The 17,397-nt window shown below is 40.8% G+C and carries 20 protein-coding genes; 15 read left to right on the forward strand and 5 right to left on the reverse strand.

Annotated features, from left to right (window positions below):
* The first annotated feature begins 348 nt into the window (after positions 1–348).
* From A9479_RS10665 to A9479_RS10675, 3 genes are all read left to right on the forward strand, one after another.
* Positions 349–1,044 carry an aspartate/glutamate racemase family protein gene (locus A9479_RS10665; RefSeq protein WP_064663399.1) on the forward strand — a complete coding sequence of 232 codons (696 nt, stop codon included), beginning with the start codon at positions 349–351 and terminating at the stop codon, positions 1,042–1,044.
* 283 nt (positions 1,045–1,327) lie between these two features.
* Positions 1,328–1,858: a DUF6795 domain-containing protein gene (locus A9479_RS10670; RefSeq protein WP_016899390.1), complete on the forward strand. Its 531-nt coding sequence runs from the start codon at positions 1,328–1,330 to the stop codon at positions 1,856–1,858.
* A gap of 32 nt (positions 1,859–1,890) precedes the next feature.
* Entirely contained in the window at positions 1,891–3,039 is a 1,149-nt protein-coding gene (locus tag A9479_RS10675; RefSeq protein WP_016899391.1) for a lipase family protein, read from the forward strand.
* 71 nt (positions 3,040–3,110) lie between these two features.
* Here the strand turns inward: A9479_RS10675 and A9479_RS10680 are convergent, their stop codons facing one another.
* The 5 genes from A9479_RS10680 to flgA form a co-directional block, all read right to left on the reverse strand.
* Complete coding sequence (locus tag A9479_RS10680) at positions 3,111–3,308, reverse strand: CsbD family protein (protein ID WP_010391132.1); 198 nt, start codon at positions 3,306–3,308, stop codon at positions 3,111–3,113.
* Between the two features lie 337 nt (positions 3,309–3,645).
* Positions 3,646–5,163, reverse strand: a complete 1,518-nt coding sequence (locus A9479_RS10685; RefSeq protein WP_013464375.1) for a DUF3360 family protein — start codon at positions 5,161–5,163, stop codon at positions 3,646–3,648.
* A 507-nt stretch (positions 5,164–5,670) separates the two neighbouring features.
* Positions 5,671–6,093, reverse strand: a complete 423-nt coding sequence (flgN, locus tag A9479_RS10690; RefSeq protein WP_016899393.1) for a flagellar export chaperone FlgN — start codon at positions 6,091–6,093, stop codon at positions 5,671–5,673.
* On the reverse strand, positions 6,090–6,380 hold the full coding sequence (flgM, locus tag A9479_RS10695) for a flagellar biosynthesis anti-sigma factor FlgM (protein WP_064663400.1): 291 nt from the start codon (positions 6,378–6,380) through the stop codon (positions 6,090–6,092). The genes flgN and flgM overlap by 4 nt, the downstream gene beginning before the upstream one ends.
* Before the next feature lie 93 nt (positions 6,381–6,473).
* A complete protein-coding gene (flgA, locus tag A9479_RS10700) occupies positions 6,474–7,235 on the reverse strand; it encodes a flagellar basal body P-ring formation chaperone FlgA (RefSeq protein WP_064663401.1) in 762 nt (253 codons plus the stop codon).
* A gap of 59 nt (positions 7,236–7,294) precedes the next feature.
* Between flgA and flgB the strand changes: the two genes are divergently transcribed.
* The 12 genes from flgB to A9479_RS10760 are packed head-to-tail and all read left to right on the forward strand — an operon-like array spanning position 7,295 to position 17,278.
* The gene (flgB, locus tag A9479_RS10705) at positions 7,295–7,714 is read left to right on the forward strand and encodes a flagellar basal body rod protein FlgB (protein ID WP_016899396.1); all 420 of its coding nucleotides are present in this window, start codon (positions 7,295–7,297) and stop codon (positions 7,712–7,714) included.
* Entirely contained in the window at positions 7,714–8,130 is a 417-nt protein-coding gene (flgC, locus tag A9479_RS10710) for a flagellar basal body rod protein FlgC (RefSeq protein ID WP_010391144.1), read from the forward strand. The genes flgB and flgC overlap by 1 nt, the downstream gene beginning before the upstream one ends.
* Before the next feature lie 4 nt (positions 8,131–8,134).
* Positions 8,135–8,788 carry a flagellar hook assembly protein FlgD gene (locus A9479_RS10715; RefSeq protein ID WP_064663402.1) on the forward strand — a complete coding sequence of 218 codons (654 nt, stop codon included), beginning with the start codon at positions 8,135–8,137 and terminating at the stop codon, positions 8,786–8,788.
* Between the two features lie 18 nt (positions 8,789–8,806).
* A complete protein-coding gene (locus tag A9479_RS10720; RefSeq protein WP_064663403.1) occupies positions 8,807–10,135 on the forward strand; it encodes a flagellar hook protein FlgE in 1,329 nt (442 codons plus the stop codon).
* A gap of 11 nt (positions 10,136–10,146) precedes the next feature.
* A complete protein-coding gene (locus A9479_RS10725) occupies positions 10,147–10,878 on the forward strand; it encodes a flagellar basal body rod protein FlgF (RefSeq protein WP_064663404.1) in 732 nt (243 codons plus the stop codon).
* Between the two features lie 14 nt (positions 10,879–10,892).
* Positions 10,893–11,678, forward strand: coding sequence for a flagellar basal-body rod protein FlgG (gene flgG / locus A9479_RS10730; RefSeq protein ID WP_010391154.1), 786 nt, complete (start codon positions 10,893–10,895; stop codon positions 11,676–11,678).
* Positions 11,679–11,680: 2 nt separating this feature from the next.
* Complete coding sequence (locus tag A9479_RS10735; RefSeq protein ID WP_013464383.1) at positions 11,681–12,403, forward strand: flagellar basal body L-ring protein FlgH; 723 nt, start codon at positions 11,681–11,683, stop codon at positions 12,401–12,403.
* An 18-nt stretch (positions 12,404–12,421) separates the two neighbouring features.
* On the forward strand, positions 12,422–13,531 hold the full coding sequence (locus A9479_RS10740; RefSeq protein WP_064663405.1) for a flagellar basal body P-ring protein FlgI: 1,110 nt from the start codon (positions 12,422–12,424) through the stop codon (positions 13,529–13,531).
* A gap of 11 nt (positions 13,532–13,542) precedes the next feature.
* The gene (locus tag A9479_RS10745) at positions 13,543–14,004 is read left to right on the forward strand and encodes a rod-binding protein (RefSeq protein WP_064663406.1); all 462 of its coding nucleotides are present in this window, start codon (positions 13,543–13,545) and stop codon (positions 14,002–14,004) included.
* 6 nt (positions 14,005–14,010) lie between these two features.
* Positions 14,011–15,318, forward strand: a complete 1,308-nt coding sequence (flgK, locus tag A9479_RS10750; RefSeq protein ID WP_064663407.1) for a flagellar hook-associated protein FlgK — start codon at positions 14,011–14,013, stop codon at positions 15,316–15,318.
* A gap of 11 nt (positions 15,319–15,329) precedes the next feature.
* Positions 15,330–16,226: a flagellar hook-associated protein FlgL gene (gene flgL / locus A9479_RS10755; protein WP_064663408.1), complete on the forward strand. Its 897-nt coding sequence runs from the start codon at positions 15,330–15,332 to the stop codon at positions 16,224–16,226.
* Between the two features lie 26 nt (positions 16,227–16,252).
* A complete protein-coding gene (locus A9479_RS10760; protein ID WP_064663409.1) occupies positions 16,253–17,278 on the forward strand; it encodes a hypothetical protein in 1,026 nt (341 codons plus the stop codon).
* The last annotated feature ends 119 nt before the right edge of the window (positions 17,279–17,397 follow it).

Raw genomic sequence — 17,397 nt, forward strand, 5'->3', positions numbered from 1 at the left:
TTTACATGAATAAAAAAACTTCAAACTTAGTCATTATATTTTTATCTGCATTCATTACATCGTTTGTTAGCCGCTATTTAACTGATTCAATAATAAACCTAAAAGATCTACCTTTTTATATGGAGTTTTTACTTTTCCTAGCTATTTATTTGGTAATTTATTTCCCACTAAATTGTGTATTCGAAAAATTCGTTGTTAAGTCAACATCTGATAGTTAGCAAAACAGTAAGGCAGAATGAGTCAGAGGGTTCGCTATACAAGGCTTTACAGGTATCTTTGCTTATTGTTTTGTCGCATATCTGTGTAGTAATCGGCTTGCTCTTAACCACTTTTAAACAAGGCAATTTTATGAAAACGATTGGCATGCTCGGAGGTATGAGTTGGGAGTCAACAGCCAGTTATTATAAAGCTTTAAACGAAGGCGTTAAAAACTCATTGGGTGGACTACATTCTGCCAAAATTTGTATGGTGAGCGTCGATTTTGCAAAAATTGAAGCGCTGCAGCATCAGGGCGATTGGCAACAAACAGCTAAGTTACTCACCAAGGCGGCTAAATCTGTTGAGGCTGGTGGTGCCGACTTTTTACTTATTTGTACCAACACTATGCATAAAGTGGCCGATGAGATTGCCAGTAATATTACCATTCCTATTTTGCACATCGCCGATGCCACCGCCGAGCAACTAAAGCACGATAACATTACGCGAGTAGGGTTGTTGGGCACGCAATTTACAATGGAGCAAAACTTTTACAAAGAGCGTTTAACTAATAAGCATAACATTGAGGTATTAATACCTGAGCCTAATGAGCGAAAGCGAGTGCACGAGGTTATTTATTCGCAGTTATGCCAAGGGATTATTGATGACGATTCGCGAGCTGATTATGTGCGTATTATAGAGCGCTTATTTGCACAAGGCGCACAGGCCGTTATTTTAGGTTGTACTGAAATCGCCTTGTTGGTAAAGCCACAACATACGCAGGTTCCGCTTTACGACACCACCAAAATACATGCCGAGGCAGCAGTGAAGTTAGCACTGGCAAAATAGTTAAGCTTGAGATAACAAAAAAAACCGCCAATTGGCGGTTTTTTATTAGCAAGTAAAGCTGTTAACACGCTTTATTTTAATGGCCTTTCTCAAAGTCATTTACTTCGCGCTCGGCTTAACTTCCTTTAACCTATACATCTGAAGCTTTAATTATTGTATTTTATATAGGCTTGTTTATCATATGAGGTCTATTTACAAAGGCATGTGAATATTTAAGCTTATAGGGAATCATGTAGCAACCCTCCACAAAATGTTCACGGCCTATTTTTAAGGCTTCTTGTTTATGTCATTTTTAACGACACTTAAAAAGTTTGGTAATCATATTGGTGCTTACAAAGTGCACTTGTGCCCTGAGGTGAAAGGCCAAGTTAGTGAAAAGGGCAAGCCTTTATCTAATGTGAGAATAGACAGAGTATTAAATTTTTCTGATGGCAAATGTGCTGAAGATTTCACTTACACCGATAAGAACGGAAGTTTCTTACTACCTGAAATTAATATCCGTTCTAATCAACCAGCAGTCCCACTTGCTGAGATTTTTACTTCTCAAGCTATTTATTTATCCTACAATCATGAAGAATATTGCCTTTGGGGTTCCAGATTGTCAGGCGCTAAATACCGAGAGGAATATGCAAAAAAATTAAGGCAATTAATAGCCGATACCACTGATGAAAAGGTTCTTTTTAAATTTGAGAATAAAAAAACTGAAGGCTATAAATTTGAAGCTTTAAGTATCTGTCGTTGGTCTGATGATTTTGAAGTAGTGGAAAAAAATGCTTATTTTGACCTTTCAGAAATTGAAACAGATGATAATTAATAAAACAAAACCTAAATTATAAGGAAATATTGATGAATGTTTTAAGCCCTGCAATAGCTGCTAACTTTGCTGCTATCTCATACGAAAGCCTTGATAAAAGAGGCTTAAGAGCTAATCCATATTTTGAAAGGATTAGCTCTTTATTTTCATTCGAATCAGAATCTATAAAAGGTGTAAGTGGTTCTATTCTTGAGCGAGTTTTTAATCACTCGACCAATTTTGGCTGTATTGCAAAAGGTAAGAAGGGTGCATATGAAGATGATTATGTTTTAGCTTTACGTGGCACGGCAAAAATACGTGATGTTGTTACTGACTTACATTGTGGTTTAAGTACTTGTAGTAATAATCAACCTGTACATGCAGGCTTCAACCATACATTTAACTCTTTCAAAAATCAGTTAGAGCTGTATTTTAAACAAAGCACTAAGAAAAAATTAAACATTCATGTTGTAGGTCATAGTTTAGGTGGTGCTTTAGCAAACTTAGCTGCTAACTGGTTAAAGCAACGTTTTGGAGCGAATGTAAAATTATATACTTTTGGTGCACCGCGAGTTGGTTATAATAGTTTTGCAGTAAAAACTGAGTCCGCAACAGATAATAGCATTTATCGTTGTGTACATGCAGCCGACCCAGTTCCTTTAGTGCCTGTGTGGCCATTTATGCATACGGAGCAAGAATATATTTTACACGGTGCTGCCACTATTACTCCAAAAGCACATAGTATGACTAAGGATACGCCAGGATATTTGCATACAGCTAGCAACTTCAAAAGTTATTCTGCTATTAACAAGGGAATGGAAAAACGAATTCAAGAAGAGGTAAGGCTTGATTATGAGAGACGACTCGAATGTAGCCGCACCTCTAAATGGGCTCGGAAAATTGGTGCAGCTTTAATTACTCATTTACGTGAGACTGGTAAATTATATGCGATACAAAATCATTTTTCGAACGCTCTCACAGTATACGATCAGATAGCTAAAGCATTAGCTGATAGCATTGATTTTTCTAAAAATTGTACTAAAGATGTAAAAGGGATTTTAGGGCATATGCTGACATTTTGTGGCTATCCATTTCAGGTGATTTCTTTTACTTACGCTTCTATTAGGCATATTTTGCAATTAATGCTTAAAAATATTTTTGCACTTGCTGGCGAAGCGCTAGCATTAGCAAAACCTTCCTAGAATTAAGGTATACAAAAAACCGCCAATTGGCGGTTTTTTATTAGCAAGTAAAGCTGTTAACACGCTTTATTTTAATGGCCTTTCTCAAAGTCATTTACTTCGCGCTCGGCTTCCTCTTTCGATTTACCGTATTTTTGCTGTATTTTACCAACAAGCTCGGTACGGCTACCTTCAATTTTATCTAAATCATCGTTGGTAAGATCGCCCCATTTTTGTTGCGCTTTACCTTTAAGTTCTTTCCAGTTTCCTTCGATACGATCGCTATTCATAATTAGCTCCTTATTAAGAGTGATGATTTTTCATTTTAAAAGCGTTACTAATAAAATGATTTTTAACGTTCACTTATAAAGTTGCAAAGGCTATACCAGAAAATAAAACTTTTAATTTTATTTATATATCAACTGCTTATGGTTTTTTGATGCGTAAAGTTTTTTAGCTGGTGGCGAGCTTTATAAAAATTCTGCAGGGTGGCTTGTAATTATTGCAGGGACTGTGACTTCAGGGGCTGTTACTTCAGGGGGGATTATTGCAGGGACACTGTGCTGGTTTTTTATAAGTACAAAAAAAGCGAGCTGTTAAAGCTCGCTTTGGTGTTTAATAAAGGAATTAATGTCTAAAGCTTGGCATTAGCGCAGGAATGCCTGGCAGCATACCTACCAATGCCATTACACCGGTTAATAACACAAACATAATAAGTGGGATGATCCAGCGGCTCATTCGTGATAAATCAGCACTTCTTTCTTTACAGCCAATAAGGCCCAAGTTATCCAAAAGCATAGTCAGTGACCAACCAAATGCAGGGTTTACTAAGCTTGAGGCAAACACCACAATAGCTGCCGACTGCGTGGTTTTACCTTCACGGGTCATTTCCATACCCGCTTCAAGTAGTGGAATAAACACCCCTACAATTAAGGCAACACACAATACTGGCTGCCAAATAGCTAAGTCCATTGGATAGCCCCAAACACCCGCGATAATACAAAATAACGCAGTTAAAATAGCGCCTGCAGGAATAGGGCGTTTTGCAATAGCAGCAGGAACAATGTAAGTGCCCCAAGATGATGCAAAGTTAGCACCGCCTAATAGCGAGCCAAAGGTTTGTCTTGTTGATGCGCTAAGCATGGTATCGTCAATATTCATTTGTACTTTTTCAGTACGCTCTGGGTAACTAATTTTTTGAAATACTTGATGGCCTAAAAAGTCAGGCGACCACATAGCAACCGCTAAAACTGCAAAAGGAAGTACAACTACAAAGCTTTCAGCGGTTGGTAAACCAAGCATCCAACCAGTGTTTTCCCCCCACCAGTACATAGGGTTCATGTTTGGTAAGCCCGGTGCGGTATGAAACTCAAACGGTGCGCCCAATGCAAAAGCAGTAAAACCACCAATTAAACAGCTCAGTGGCACGGCTAACCAGCGTTTTTTGTAATGCTCCAATAAAGCATAAAGTAAAATTGTGGCTAAGATTACGATAAAAGCAATATGGGTCATTTGAATTTCTTCAGCCCATGCAAACAGCTTTTTAACTTGTGAAATGGTACCCACAAAGCCTAAATAGAGGAGTAGGCCACCACACACCCCTTTACTGGTGAGCTTGGCCATGAGGCTGCCGCCTTTACTAAATGCTAATATCAATCCAAAGGCACCTATGAGTAAACCAAAGGCCATAGGGTGTCCGCCTGCGGCAACCACAATAGGAATTAATGGAATGAGTGGGCCATGAGTACCCGCTAAGTTAGCGGTCGGTAAAATAAAGCCCGAAAATAGTAAAATAAATAGCGAAACAATTAAAAGTTCGTAGCGTACGTTTTCAAGTACAAAGCCATCACTTAAACCCAAAGGGCCTGCAAACGTGGCAGCAATGGCTGCAACCATGACTACTTTACCTATAGTAGCGGCCATCGCAGGAATGGTGTCTTCAAATTCAAAGCGATAATCTCTAAATGGTAAATTTGGACGCCAGCGTTTTGGCTGCATAATTTGCAGTTCGTGCTCTAGGTAAGCGTCGCGGCTTTCAAACTCAGAGCTGGGCTTATGAAGATTTTCATAGCTATCGGACACGGTTTGAGTATCCGCTCCTGGTATAGCATCAGATGAATTATCATCTAGCGGCTTGGTGGTCATGACTTCTCCTGCAACTTAGTTGCTAACTCAAAATAAAAATACAGCTTTTACAAAGCAAATGAACATTGAGTGTGCAGGGTAAAACAGCTTGCTACAGATTGTAATTAGGCAAAAGGTCGTGCATAGCCCAGTTTAACGCTTTGTAAGTGTTAACAAAAATAGCAAAGGGATGTGTTGTAACTGGCTTGTTAAATTTAAAAGTCATTTAAATTCAATGTCTTATGCTTTTGTTTTCACAGTGTGATCTTGCCATGCAGAATAGCAAAAAGGTCATAAAATCAGCAGGTTCAGCAGCAATCATTCTTTAGTCTAATAAAGGTGGCGTTAGCCGCTATTTGCTTATTATAAATACAATTAGCCGCAAAGTTGCACAAAAGCTAACAATACTAAGCTTTAGCGGAACGACTATTTTTGGACTCAAGATAGGATTTTGAAAGGTAATAATAGGAGTAAAGTAAAAATATGGCGTAAAGTGATTAAACAAGGAAAAGCCTTTATGGAACGTATTTATAAAGGCATTTCTGGGTACGCTTGTTTGTTTTCACCGCCAGTTAAACGCTGTAACAACCGACGTTGGCTTGACAGTAATTGCCCTGAGCGTTCATTCATTATTTTGCAGGTTTTAGTTTTTAGCTCAAGCTGGTGTAATAATTTTGTAGTGAGCGAGTTTATATCAGCAGGCAGCAACGCGGTTAATTGTGCTAAGCCTTCTTTGCCACCTTGCAAGCCTAAACTCACCAAAAAGCCATCGCGCTGGTTATGCGATTCGTTTAAGCTTTCTAAAAAGCCAAGCATTTTTTTATTGTGTGTTTCTAGTTGCACATTACGTTGGCTTAGCAATTCGTATTGCGTTTCAAGTAATTCAATTAATGCGTCTAGCTTAATAATGTCTTGTTGCAGACTTACAATATACTCTTTTACAGTTTTCATTTTTTATGAAGTTCAACCATAGCGTTAACGGTTTCATTAATATTAATTTTAAATTCACCACTGGCAATTGCCGCTTTCATTTGGGCTACTTTATCCATATCAACGTCTGGCTTTGCAGCTAAATCTTGAAATGTTGAGTCTATTGATTTACTTAATGCACTCACTGAATTTACTTGCTCTTGTTTAGCCGCTACAGGTTGTTGCTCTGGTTTTGCATCCAGTGATGAACGCTGGTTTGTTTTTTGGCTTTGCTCAACCGCAGTGGTTGTTATTGCGCTTATATTCATTGTTTGTTACCTAATTCGTTTATCGAATTTATATTGCTTAGTTTATATCAGCGACCAAGTACAAGCATTACTTAACTTTTATTTCGACATTTTTTAAAATGCCGCCTCTGCCACACCTTGCGCAATTACTCTGCCCTGAACTACTTTTTTTGATGATAAATTTTTTACATTAATAACCTCACCAAGCTGACCATCTTCAAGGGCAATGGCTTTAACATTGGCTGAGAAAGTAGCGGTATTTATTTGCAGTGAAATATGCTCATTTTTATTGATTAAATACTGCTTTTCTAGGTATCGGTTGGAGATCACCGTACCTTTATCAATCTCGCGTTTAACGGTGAATCCAACGAGCTGGTCAATACTTGTTTCGCCTTGGTGGCGGTGCTTTCCTAAATCCACGCTTTTGTATTCTAAGTCTTGCTTATTAAGCACTTTACCTCGGTTCAAGGTGTGCTTGGCAGCTACTAGGTCTATCCACACACTTACTTTGGCGCTGGCTCTAAAACGCCAAGCAGGCGATGGGCAAGATACAGAAATACTTACTCTGCCTGCGGGTGGCGTGTGATTTTGTGAGCGAGCGATTTGCAACTCATCACAGTTTAGGTTTTCGCTGCCTTTAGGAATAAATAGCTCTATGTTTTGCTGCTGACTCTGCGAATTAATCGAGTGCAAATAGCTATTTATTTCACTGTGTAAAAACTGCCGAATTTCTTTATCAAGATTAATGGGGGTGGCCATAGCATGAGCTGGCAGTAGTCCAATAGTTAAAAGTAAGCGGAAAAACCAACGCTTCCCTTGGGGAAGTTCAGCTTCCGTATGTTGGGCTGTTTTTTGCTCTTTTTTTATATAAGTCATTGAAAAAATATACTTTTAAAAGTTGGCATAAAGGTTGTTATACACAAGGTAGAAAGTGTATGCGAAGCGCGAAAGCATACAAGAAACAAAAATTAGAGGCAACAATGGAACTATTTGATAAAGCGTTAGGTGTTCACCCTTTTTCAATGAAATTAAGGTTAGACAGAGCAGAAATCATTGCCAGTAACTTGGCTAATGTTGACACGCCAGGGTTTAAATCTCGAGATGTAGATTACCGTCAAATTATGCAAAGTGTTTCATCCAGTTTTTCGCAAAACAGAGAGGTTGATTTTGCTGGCGTACAAACAGATGAACTTAAATATCGCGTTCCTTATCAACCATCAAGTGATGGTAATACTGTTGAGTTAAATATTGAGCAAGCAAAATTTGCTAGCAACAGTATGGATTTTCAAACCAGTTTGACCTTTTTAAATATGAAAATAAATGGCTTACATAAAGTTATTTCAGGGAAATCATAATGTCTTTTAATTCAATTTATGACGCTAGCGGCAGCGCCATGCGCGCTCAAGTTATTCGCCTCGATACCATTGCATCTAACTTAGCTAATGCCGATACCGCAGCCGGTTCAGAAGCGGACGCTTACAAGGCACTTAAACCGGTATTTTCTGCTTTGTACAAACAAACTCAAGACAGCCAATCAATTTCAGCCTCGGTTGATGTACTGGGGATCACTGAGTCAAACCGTGCGGTAGAGCAGCGCTACGAGCCAAATAACCCAATAGCTAACAACGATGGTTATGTATTTTACTCCAACGTAAATGCACTTGAAGAAATGGCAGACATGATGTCTGCAAGTCGTAGCTACCAAACATCTGTTGAAGTTATGGGGCGTGTAAATAGCATGCAGCAAAGCATTCTTAAGTTAGGACAATAATTTTATGCAAGTTAATTCAGCCGTTCCAAGCGCTGCAGACGCCACAAAAAATACCACGAATATTGCCGGTAATAGTTCTGCAGATGAAATGTCGACCATGTTTTTAGAGTTACTCGTTGCGCAAATTAGTAATCAAAATCCATTACAGCCTATGGATGGCACCCAGTATGTGAGCCAGCTTGCGGAGTTTTCTAATGTTGAGTCGTTACAAAGCATTCGCCAAAACACCGCCGACGGCTTGGATTATGTCAGCAGCTTAGCGGTGCTTGAAGCCACTAATATGGTTGGTAAAACGGTTGATGTACAAGCAAGCAGTATTGCCCTTGAGCAAGATGGCAGTGTCTCAGGCATGGTTAATTTAGGGGAAGGCGCAGATTCAGTCACTGTGCAACTTTATAACCAACAGGGTGAATTAGTTGAAGAAAAACAACTGCCTTATTCTGGAGTCGGTTCGCTGCGTTTTGAATTTGAAAACCAAGAAGCCGGTGCGTATGCAGTGAGAGCGTATGCCACTACCGCAGAGGTGCCAAAGCAGCTTGATACTTGGTTAAGCGGTGAGGTTGAGCGTGTTTCTGTAGGTAAATCGTTAGAAGATATTTTATTGCAAGTCGATGGTTTGGGTAATTTTGGCATCACTGAAATTAATCAAGTGGCATAAATAAGAGGAATAAATAATATGTCTATGTTCAATATAGGATTAAGTGGTCTTAAAAGTACCCAAACAGGATTAGAAGTAACCAGTAATAATATTGCTAACTCGGGTACTGCTGGTTATAAAAATAACACTGCAGAATTTGCCGCGGTTTATAACGGTAGCCAACGCGGCGGCGTAAAAGTTGCCAATGTTAAAGAAGACTTTGTCACCGGTGGTGAAATTGTGCGTACCGGTAACGCGCTGGATATTGCTATTGATGGCCAAGGTTTTTTTGCCATATCAGAAAACGGCCGTACGGCTTACACCCAAGCAGGCCAGTTTCAGTTAGATAACGACTTAAATATTGTTAATGCCAACGGCGGCAAACTGCAAGGCTTTGGCGTGTCTCAAGTTGATGGTGGTGATCCGACAATTGTACCGGGTGTATTAACCGATTTAAAAATTGAAGCCTCAAACATAGAAGCGCAAGCTAGTACAAACATTAACTTTAACGGTAACTTAAGTTCTTCTAGCGATGTGATTGCTTATCCAACAGCTCCTGCGGTATTTGATCCTAAAGATGGCAGCCAATATAACTTTTCTCAATCTACCGAAGTGTTTGACTCATTAGGTAATAGCCATGTGATGACCCAGTACTTTAACCATACGGGTAGTAACGAATGGCAAGCGATGTTTTTCTTAGATGGTAAACCCCTTACTCAAGGTCAGCTCTCAGCGCTTGGTGCGACGACAGGTTCTCAAGCTATTGATGATGGTGCGGGTGGTTCAATTAACGCCGGAACCATTACACTTAACTTTGATACCGATGGCCAAATGGTGCCGTTTTCAGGCGATTTAACGGCGGTTGATTTAGAAGTGCCTATTACTTCAACACCAGGTAATGCAGAAATAACCAGTGGTGCTGCAGCATTAAATATCGCACTTAAATTCGATGGCACTACGCAGTTTGGTTCAAGTTTCGGTGTTAACGAAAATGATGCCAACGGCTATACCTCAGGGGCGTTCTCTGGTGTGAAAGTTGAAGACGACGGCCGTGTATTTGCAACATTTACTAACGGTGAATCTAAATTACAAGGCCAAGTTGTACTTGCTTCGTTTGCGAATGTTGATGGTTTAGAGCAAGGCAGCAATACCGTGTGGTATCAAACTGAAGAGTCTGGCTCTGCACTCTACGGCGAGCCAGAAAGTGGCTCTTTGGGTAAATTGCTATCGGGTTCATTTATGGGCTCAAATGTTGATATTAGTGAACAGCTGGTTGGCTTAATGTCATTTCAACAAAACTACCAAGCCAACGCAAAAACCATCAGCAGCGCTGATGAAATGATGCAAATTTTATTTAGTAACACCTAAGGAAGCTGAGCGTGGAAAAGTTAATTTATACCGCCGTCTCGGGTGCTGAACTTAATAATACCGCCTTACGTGTTGCTGCAAATAACCTAGCAAATGTTAGTACGGTGGGCTTTAAAGCCGACTTAGAGCAAGCGCAATCAATGATGGTACAAGGCGAAGGCTTTCGTACTCGTTACCACGCGCAACTAACGCCAGTAACCACTGATTTATCGTCAGGGCCAATCATGGATACTGGCCGTAATCTTGATATAGCACTGAGCAACGGCGGTTATTTACAGGTGATGGATGACAACGGTGAGCCTGCTTATACCCGTGCGGGTAACTTAGTGGTTGATGCCGATGGCTTTGTTACTGTTAATGGCCGACGCGTGCAAGGTGACGGTGGCGATATTCAACTTCCTGAGTTTGGTGATATTGAAATTGGCTCAAACGGCATGATTAACCTAACCCCCATTGGTGGCGGTGTAATTGCAGAAGATGCGCAAATTAAATTAGCCAGCACCGATGCAAACTTAATCAAAGGTGCTGATGGCTTACTCAGAGCTAACGATTTACAGCCGCTTGAAGCCGACGAAACAATCACAGTAAGAACTGGTGCTTTAGAAGGCTCTAATGTGAATGCCGTGGCTGAAATGATCAAAACCATGAATATCAGTCGCCAATTTGAGATGAATGTAAAAATGATGAAGTCTGCTGACGAATTAGCAACCAGCGGTAATAAACTCATCAGTGGACGTGGATAAACAGGAAGCCAAACATGAATTCAGCATTATGGGTGAGTAAAACCGGTCTTGCAGCGCAAGATTTAAGAATGACAACAATATCTAATAACCTCGCGAACGTGAGCACTGCCGGGTTTAAAAAAGACAGAGCGGTATTTGAAGACTTATTTTACCAAGTACAAAAACAACCTGGCGCGCAGGTAGATGAGCTTAATCAGCTGCCATCTGGGATTCAGGTGGGAACCGGTGTGCGTATTAACGGCACGCAAAAGCAATTTACTGAAGGCAGTTTTGAAACAACCAGTAACCAGTTAGATGTGGCCATTGCTGGGCAAGGTTTCTTTCAAATTGAAAGCCCTGACGGCGAGTTATTATTTACCCGTAACGGTCAGTTTCAGCTTAACTCTGAGTCATTACTGGTAAACAGCAACGGCTTACCATTGGCACAAAATATTGCGCTACCAGAGGGCACCACTAAAGTAAGTATTGGCACCGACGGCACCGTTACTGCGGTAGTAGGTAAGGATGCGCAAGCGGTTGAGTTAGGCCAAATGTTAACGGTTAACTTTGCAAACCCTGCAGGCTTACAGAGCTTAGGTGGCAATTTGTACCGCGAAACAGCGGCATCCGGTGAACCTGTTGAGGGTATCCCTGGCGAAGATGCTTTTGGGGGCTTACAACAATTTACTATTGAAGGCTCAAACGTGAGCGTCGTTGATGAAATGGTGAGCATGATTGCCGTACAGCGCGCTTACGAGATGAACGCTAAAGTAGTCTCTGCGGCAGATGAAATGCTGCGCTTTATAAACCAAAACGTATGATTATGATGAATAAGTTAACATTATTTTTGCTGCTTTTAGGTGTTGCTGGTTGCAGCAACACTCCATCAAAAACCCAAATGGTGGAATGTGAAGTGGTGTATGGGGAAGTGAAATGCCCACAAAATACCACTCAAAAATCAGTTCAAGACTATGAAATAAGCCAAGATGCCTATGCACAGGGTTTGAATCAGCAAGATGGTAGCTTATTTCAAGATAACTATATGTTTTCTTTGTATGCAGATAAACGTGCTTACCGGGTTGGCGATATTTTAACTGTGGTGCTGAACGAGCGTACGCAATCGAGTAAAAGTGCCGATTCGAGTTTAGATAAAAGTACCGACTTGGATGTTTCGGTGCCAGTAGCTGGTGCACTCAATGTAGCTGATTTTAATTTGGGTATAGGCTCGAGTGCTAAGTTTGACGGTGAAAGCAGTGCCAGCCAGCAAAACTTCCTCAGTGGCGCTATTACTGTACGGGTTAATCATGTTTTATCTAATGGGTCGCTGGTTATTAAAGGGCGTAAGCAAATTAAGCTCAACCAAGGTGATGAATACATTGAAATTGAAGGGTTGGTTCGCCCAGGCGATATTGATGTAAGTAACCGTGTTTCGTCGCTTCGTATTGCAGAGGCACAAATAAGTTATACCGGCAAAGGCACTTTGGCAGATGCGAATCGCCCAGGTTGGTTTACCACTTTATTTACCCGATTCTTAAATCCGTTTTAAGGGATTACTGAGGTTTTAATGAAATATTTACTATTAATGCTAGTGTGCTTTTTTAGCCTATTAGCGCCTGCAACTGTAGCCGCCAAAGCTCGTCCATTACTCGATATTGTTGATGTGCTAGGTGTGCGAGAAAACCAACTGGTAGGTTACGGACTAGTGGTAGGTTTACCGGGGTCGGGTGATAAAGCCCAAGTGAAATTTGCCGGTCAATCGTTAAGTAATATGCTAAAGCAATTTGGTGTCTCTGTAGATGAAGAACGATTACCAAAATCAAAAAATATAGCGGCTGTTGCGGTACATGCTACGTTGCCGCCAATGGGAAGCCCAGGCCAAGCCATTGATGTAACTGTGAACTCATTAGGCGATGCAAAAAGCTTACATGGTGGTAGCTTAATGTTGACCCCGTTAAAAGGGGTTGATGGCAAAGTGTATGCGCTAGCACAAGGTAACTTAGTGGTAGGGGGTATTAATGCCAGTGGTAAAAGTGGCTCCTCGGTGACTGTCAATGTGCCTACATCGGGGCTTATTCCCAATGGCGCCATCATTGAGCGCAGTGTTACGGCTATGTCTGAAAGCCAAAGCGATGTAATTCTTAATTTAAAAGATCCAAATTATCAAACTGCTCGCAATGTCGTGCGCGCAATAAACAAAGTATTTGGACCCGATGTGGCCACTGCTGAAAATTGGGCGCGTTTAGTGGTCAGTGCGCCAAGCGATGCCAATAGTCGCAACACGTTTATGTCGATGCTACAAGACATTAGTGTAGAGCAAGGCTCTGAGCGTCCTAAAATCGTATTTAATAGTCGCACCGGTACTGTCGTAATGAACGATACTGTACGGGTGAATCAGGCGGCGGTTAATCATGGCAATTTAACCATTACCATTAGCGAACAAGAGCAAGTGTCGCAACCTGGGCCGTTTTCAAATGGCCAAACCACAGCTACACAATCAAGTGATATCACGGTAGATCAACAACAAAGAAATATGCTGCTGTGGCCTGAAGGCACCTCATTAGATGAAATAGTTAAAGCCGTTAATGCACTTGGCGCAACGCCAGCCGAGCTTATGTCGATATTAATTGCACTTGATAATGCTGGGGCTTTAGAAGCCGAGCTATTAGTTATTTAAAGGAAATAACCATGAAAATAGAAGCGTCACCCATATTATCTCAGTCATTAGCGATAGACCCCACTCATCTTGAAAACATCACCGGCAACAGTGAAGCAGGCGTAAAGCAAGCAGCAGAGCAGTTTGAAGCGATTTTTTTACAACTGGTATTAAAAAGCATGGACAGCACCACCAAAACCATGGCCGGTGACAATGGTTTTTTTAATAGTAACGAGCAAGCCCAATTTAGAGACATGCACAATGCTCAAACTGCGCAGCACTTAGCCTCAACTCATCAACTGGGTTTAGCCGAAGCGATTATTAAGCAGTTTGATGAGAAAATTACCCCGATAGAAAATACATTTAAGAATAGCCAGACCTTGGTCGCTAATGATCATTATGAAGGTGCTGAAAAAGTTGAGTCGACTCAAAGCTATGATATTTATGCAGGGTCAGCTTTTGCTCAGCCATTGAATGCTATTACGATTAGGTAATTAATTATGTCTATGTTAAATAACGCGTTAAGCGGCCTCAATGCAGCAAATATTGCGCTGACTGTGTCAGGGCAAAATGTGGCGAATGCAGCTGTTGAGGGTTATTCACGTCAGCAAGCCCAATTTAAAACCTCAAATGTGTACTTAGGTGGTGTTGAGGTTGCATCGGTTGACCGTGTTGTTGACGCTTTTTTAAATGATGATATTTGGCGCACTAATTCTGATACCACTTATTATGAAAACAAGCAGTCTTACCTAGGCTTTATTGAGCAAATAATTGGTACCGACTCACTCAACTTAAATAACTCCCTTGCAAGCCTAACGGATGCTCTCAATGCTGCGGCAACTAAGCCTGACTCGCACGCCTTTAGGCAGCAATTTTTATCTTCAGCCGAAGGCTTTATGCAAGATATTGCGCAAATTAATGGCGCACTGGCAGGCCAAGCAACAAAGTTAAATGCTCAAATGAGTAACGTGGCGCTTAACGTGTCCTCTATAACTAAGCAAATAGCCGAAATTAACAGTAGCATTGGGTTAGCAACAGCAAATAACCAATCAACCGCAGAGCTAAAAGACAACCGAGAACGCCTAGTAAATCAGTTGTCAGGGCATATTGGCGTATCTATTGTTGAGCGAGATAATGGCTTTATTGATATCAGTACCTTAAGTGGTGCTCCGCTGGTGGTAGGTAGTAAAGCCGCATCAATCTCGGTAAATGGCACTACAGTTACAAGTGAGTTTATTGGACAAGAATTTACTCTTGATAAAAACGTCGGCGGTCAATTTGGTGGCTTGATCAGTGTTGATAACGATGTAATTAAACCAACCCTTGCAACCTTAAACGACCTAGTTGCCGACCTTGCTGATGATATGAACGGTGCACTGCAAAGTGGCTTTGATTTAAATAACAACCCCGGTGAAGCACTGTTTACTTACAATCCATTAAACCCATTAGGGACGATTGAGGTTAACCCTGCGATCACCCCCGATAAACTTGGTTTTAAAAACAGTAGTACCTCAGGACCAGGCGATAACTCTAATATTGCAAATATTGTTGCCTCAATGGCAGGAAAAGGCGATAAGTTTACGTTATTAGTGGGTGAGCTTGCCATTACCAGTAAACAAAACCTAAACAGTATTACCACGGCCACTAATTTGAGTGAAAACGCCATTGCAGCGCGCGATAGCTACAGCGGGGTAAACCTTGATGAAGAGGCGGCAAACTTAATGCATTTTCAGCAAATGTATAGTGCCAATGCAAAGGTAATTAGCACGGCAGATCAAATGTTTAAATCTTTACTGCAAATGTTTTAAAGGGCAATGTTATGAGAGTTAGTAGTCACCAGTTTCATTTAAATTCAATTAAAAACATTCAAAGTAATACTGAAAACTTTAACGAAAAGTCAATTCAGTTAGCGACCAACAAGCGCATTCTTAAGCCCTCAGATGATCCGCTTGGCACCGTGATGATCATGAATCTAGGTTCAGAAATCAAATCGCTAGAGCAATACAAAACCAATATGGATGCGGTTAACTTTTCATTAGGTCAACAAGAAGTGCAGCTTTCGGCCATAGTTAATCAAATATATTCATTGCAAAGCTTAATTACCACCGCGGCTGATGGCTCTATGGGTGAGTCAGAAATTAAAGCGTTAGGCCAAGAAATGAGTGTGGCTTTTCCGGCAATTGTTGACTTACTGAATGCAACCGATAGCGATGGGCAATATTATTTTTCGGGTAGTAAAACCGATGAAAAACCGTTTCAAATTGATGCCACGGGGAATTACGTTTATGCCGGTGACGATATTGTCAGAGAGGTCGCCGTATCTGACGACTCAAGTGTAAAAAATAATATTGTGGGCGATGATTTGGACCCAGGTGCGGGCTTTTTAAATGCCATGCAAGACTACCTTGTTGAAGTGAATAATCCGCCAGCGGGTGGCGTTGGCGACCAATCACGGGTGATGATAGACAAATTGGCGGACTTTTTAGGTAGTATTAGTAGCCAAGTGACCACCATAGGCTCTACTATGGCGTCGCTTGATTCTATTACTACCAGTAATCAAGATATCACTACATTTACGGTGAATTTACAGGATGATTTGAGTGCTGTTGATTATCCAGAAGCGTTTATTTCGATGAATGAATCTATGGCGGCGTATGAGTCGTCGATGCAGGTATACTCAACGGTAAGTAAACTTTCATTGTTTTCATACATTTAAAATTTTAATACTTTCAGGAACTAACTATGCTGGTTAAAAGTAGCGAAAAGGCGCAAGCAATTGACTTGGTTAATACCAATAAATCGGATGCACTCGTTACATCATCAAAAGATTCTGCTAATAATTTGTGGAAAAACAAAATTGTTGCCAGAGAGGAGCAAGTTAAAGTACTGACTGATTGGGCGCAGCGCGGAGCGCTTAGTCAGGCGTTGGCAAAAGCCGAGCAAAGCGAAAGCACAATACGAAATTTGTACATGGGGCTTGAAAAGTTAGCACAACAATTAAACACCCAAGCTGCTAACTCTCAACCACAACCTATGCAACAACAAAAGATTAAAGTGCAAATAGCGTCACTACAGGGCATAGCAAATAAAAAAGGTTCAGGGCTTGATACCCAGCTAAAAATAACCGATCCAAATCGTGCTATTACCAAACAGCTTAATGCAAATATAGATCTACTTAGCGCGCGTCCACATGAAGAAAATATCCAGTTAGTAATGGGGCGTTCGGCCAAATCATTAAGCTTAAAGCTACCCGCCTATCAAGACGAAAAAACCAATTTAACCACCATTCAAAATGCATTTGCCCCTCACCATATTAATGTTGAGCTCAATCGTGAAAATCGCCTGCTTTTTAGTGCGCAAAAAGAAAATGCTTCCCCACTTTTAGAGCCTTGGGTGATGAGTGGTCAAGGTGTGCGTGTTGCGGCGGGTAATCCGATTTCGTTGCAGCTTAATGATTTAGATAACCCACTAAATGAACTTGCTAAAATAGCGGATAAAAATGCCACTATTGCACAGCATCGTGAACAAATTCAAAGTGCGCAGCGTCATTTAAAGGCTAACTTAATAAAAATTCAGGCTCAAAAACAACAATTACAAAGCCAATTAGAGCAGCTTGACTCTGCTAGTTCATTAGCCAACACCGATGAACTGCTTGCTTTAAGTTTAGGGGTTAAACAGCACATGCAAAACCCAGGTGTAAATAGTGTGGCTGCGATTATGTCGCAAGCAAACATTACTCGTAATATGGTGCAATACTCACTCACTTAATTTTTTAATGCAGCAATCTAGTATTGCTGCATCGTTTTTTATTTCTGCTATTCCTCTTATCTGTTTTTAGCCAACGAAAATGCCTGCTTTACCCGCTTTGAGCACATTATTTAAAAAAT

This window comes from Pseudoalteromonas sp. MQS005, from assembly GCF_001661605.1.
Classification (GTDB): domain Bacteria; phylum Pseudomonadota; class Gammaproteobacteria; order Enterobacterales; family Alteromonadaceae; genus Pseudoalteromonas; species Pseudoalteromonas tetraodonis.

What these genes read in the sequence shown, in the direction of transcription:
- A9479_RS10735 (WP_013464383.1), top strand. Translation starts at nt 11,681, where the DNA reads ATGATGAATAAGTTAACATTATTTTTGCTGCTTTTAGGTGTTGCTGGT.
- flgK (WP_064663407.1), top strand. Translation starts at nt 14,011, where the DNA reads ATGTCTATGTTAAATAACGCGTTAAGCGGCCTCAATGCAGCAAATATT.
- A9479_RS10745 (WP_064663406.1), top strand. Translation starts at nt 13,543, where the DNA reads ATGAAAATAGAAGCGTCACCCATATTATCTCAGTCATTAGCGATAGAC.
- flgC (WP_010391144.1), top strand. Translation starts at nt 7,714, where the DNA reads ATGTCTTTTAATTCAATTTATGACGCTAGCGGCAGCGCCATGCGCGCT.
- flgB (WP_016899396.1), top strand. Translation starts at nt 7,295, where the DNA reads ATGCGAAGCGCGAAAGCATACAAGAAACAAAAATTAGAGGCAACAATG.
- A9479_RS10720 (WP_064663403.1), top strand. Translation starts at nt 8,807, where the DNA reads ATGTCTATGTTCAATATAGGATTAAGTGGTCTTAAAAGTACCCAAACA.
- A9479_RS10675 (WP_016899391.1), top strand. Translation starts at nt 1,891, where the DNA reads ATGAATGTTTTAAGCCCTGCAATAGCTGCTAACTTTGCTGCTATCTCA.
- A9479_RS10685 (WP_013464375.1), bottom strand. Translation starts at nt 5,163, where the DNA reads ATGACCACCAAGCCGCTAGATGATAATTCATCTGATGCTATACCAGGA.
- A9479_RS10740 (WP_064663405.1), top strand. Translation starts at nt 12,422, where the DNA reads ATGAAATATTTACTATTAATGCTAGTGTGCTTTTTTAGCCTATTAGCG.
- A9479_RS10670 (WP_016899390.1), top strand. Translation starts at nt 1,328, where the DNA reads ATGTCATTTTTAACGACACTTAAAAAGTTTGGTAATCATATTGGTGCT.
- A9479_RS10665 (WP_064663399.1), top strand. Translation starts at nt 349, where the DNA reads ATGAAAACGATTGGCATGCTCGGAGGTATGAGTTGGGAGTCAACAGCC.
- flgA (WP_064663401.1), bottom strand. Translation starts at nt 7,235, where the DNA reads ATGACTTATATAAAAAAAGAGCAAAAAACAGCCCAACATACGGAAGCT.
- A9479_RS10760 (WP_064663409.1), top strand. Translation starts at nt 16,253, where the DNA reads ATGCTGGTTAAAAGTAGCGAAAAGGCGCAAGCAATTGACTTGGTTAAT.
- A9479_RS10680 (WP_010391132.1), bottom strand. Translation starts at nt 3,308, where the DNA reads ATGAATAGCGATCGTATCGAAGGAAACTGGAAAGAACTTAAAGGTAAA.
- flgG (WP_010391154.1), top strand. Translation starts at nt 10,893, where the DNA reads ATGAATTCAGCATTATGGGTGAGTAAAACCGGTCTTGCAGCGCAAGAT.
- A9479_RS10715 (WP_064663402.1), top strand. Translation starts at nt 8,135, where the DNA reads ATGCAAGTTAATTCAGCCGTTCCAAGCGCTGCAGACGCCACAAAAAAT.
- flgM (WP_064663400.1), bottom strand. Translation starts at nt 6,380, where the DNA reads ATGAATATAAGCGCAATAACAACCACTGCGGTTGAGCAAAGCCAAAAA.
- flgN (WP_016899393.1), bottom strand. Translation starts at nt 6,093, where the DNA reads ATGAAAACTGTAAAAGAGTATATTGTAAGTCTGCAACAAGACATTATT.
- flgL (WP_064663408.1), top strand. Translation starts at nt 15,330, where the DNA reads ATGAGAGTTAGTAGTCACCAGTTTCATTTAAATTCAATTAAAAACATT.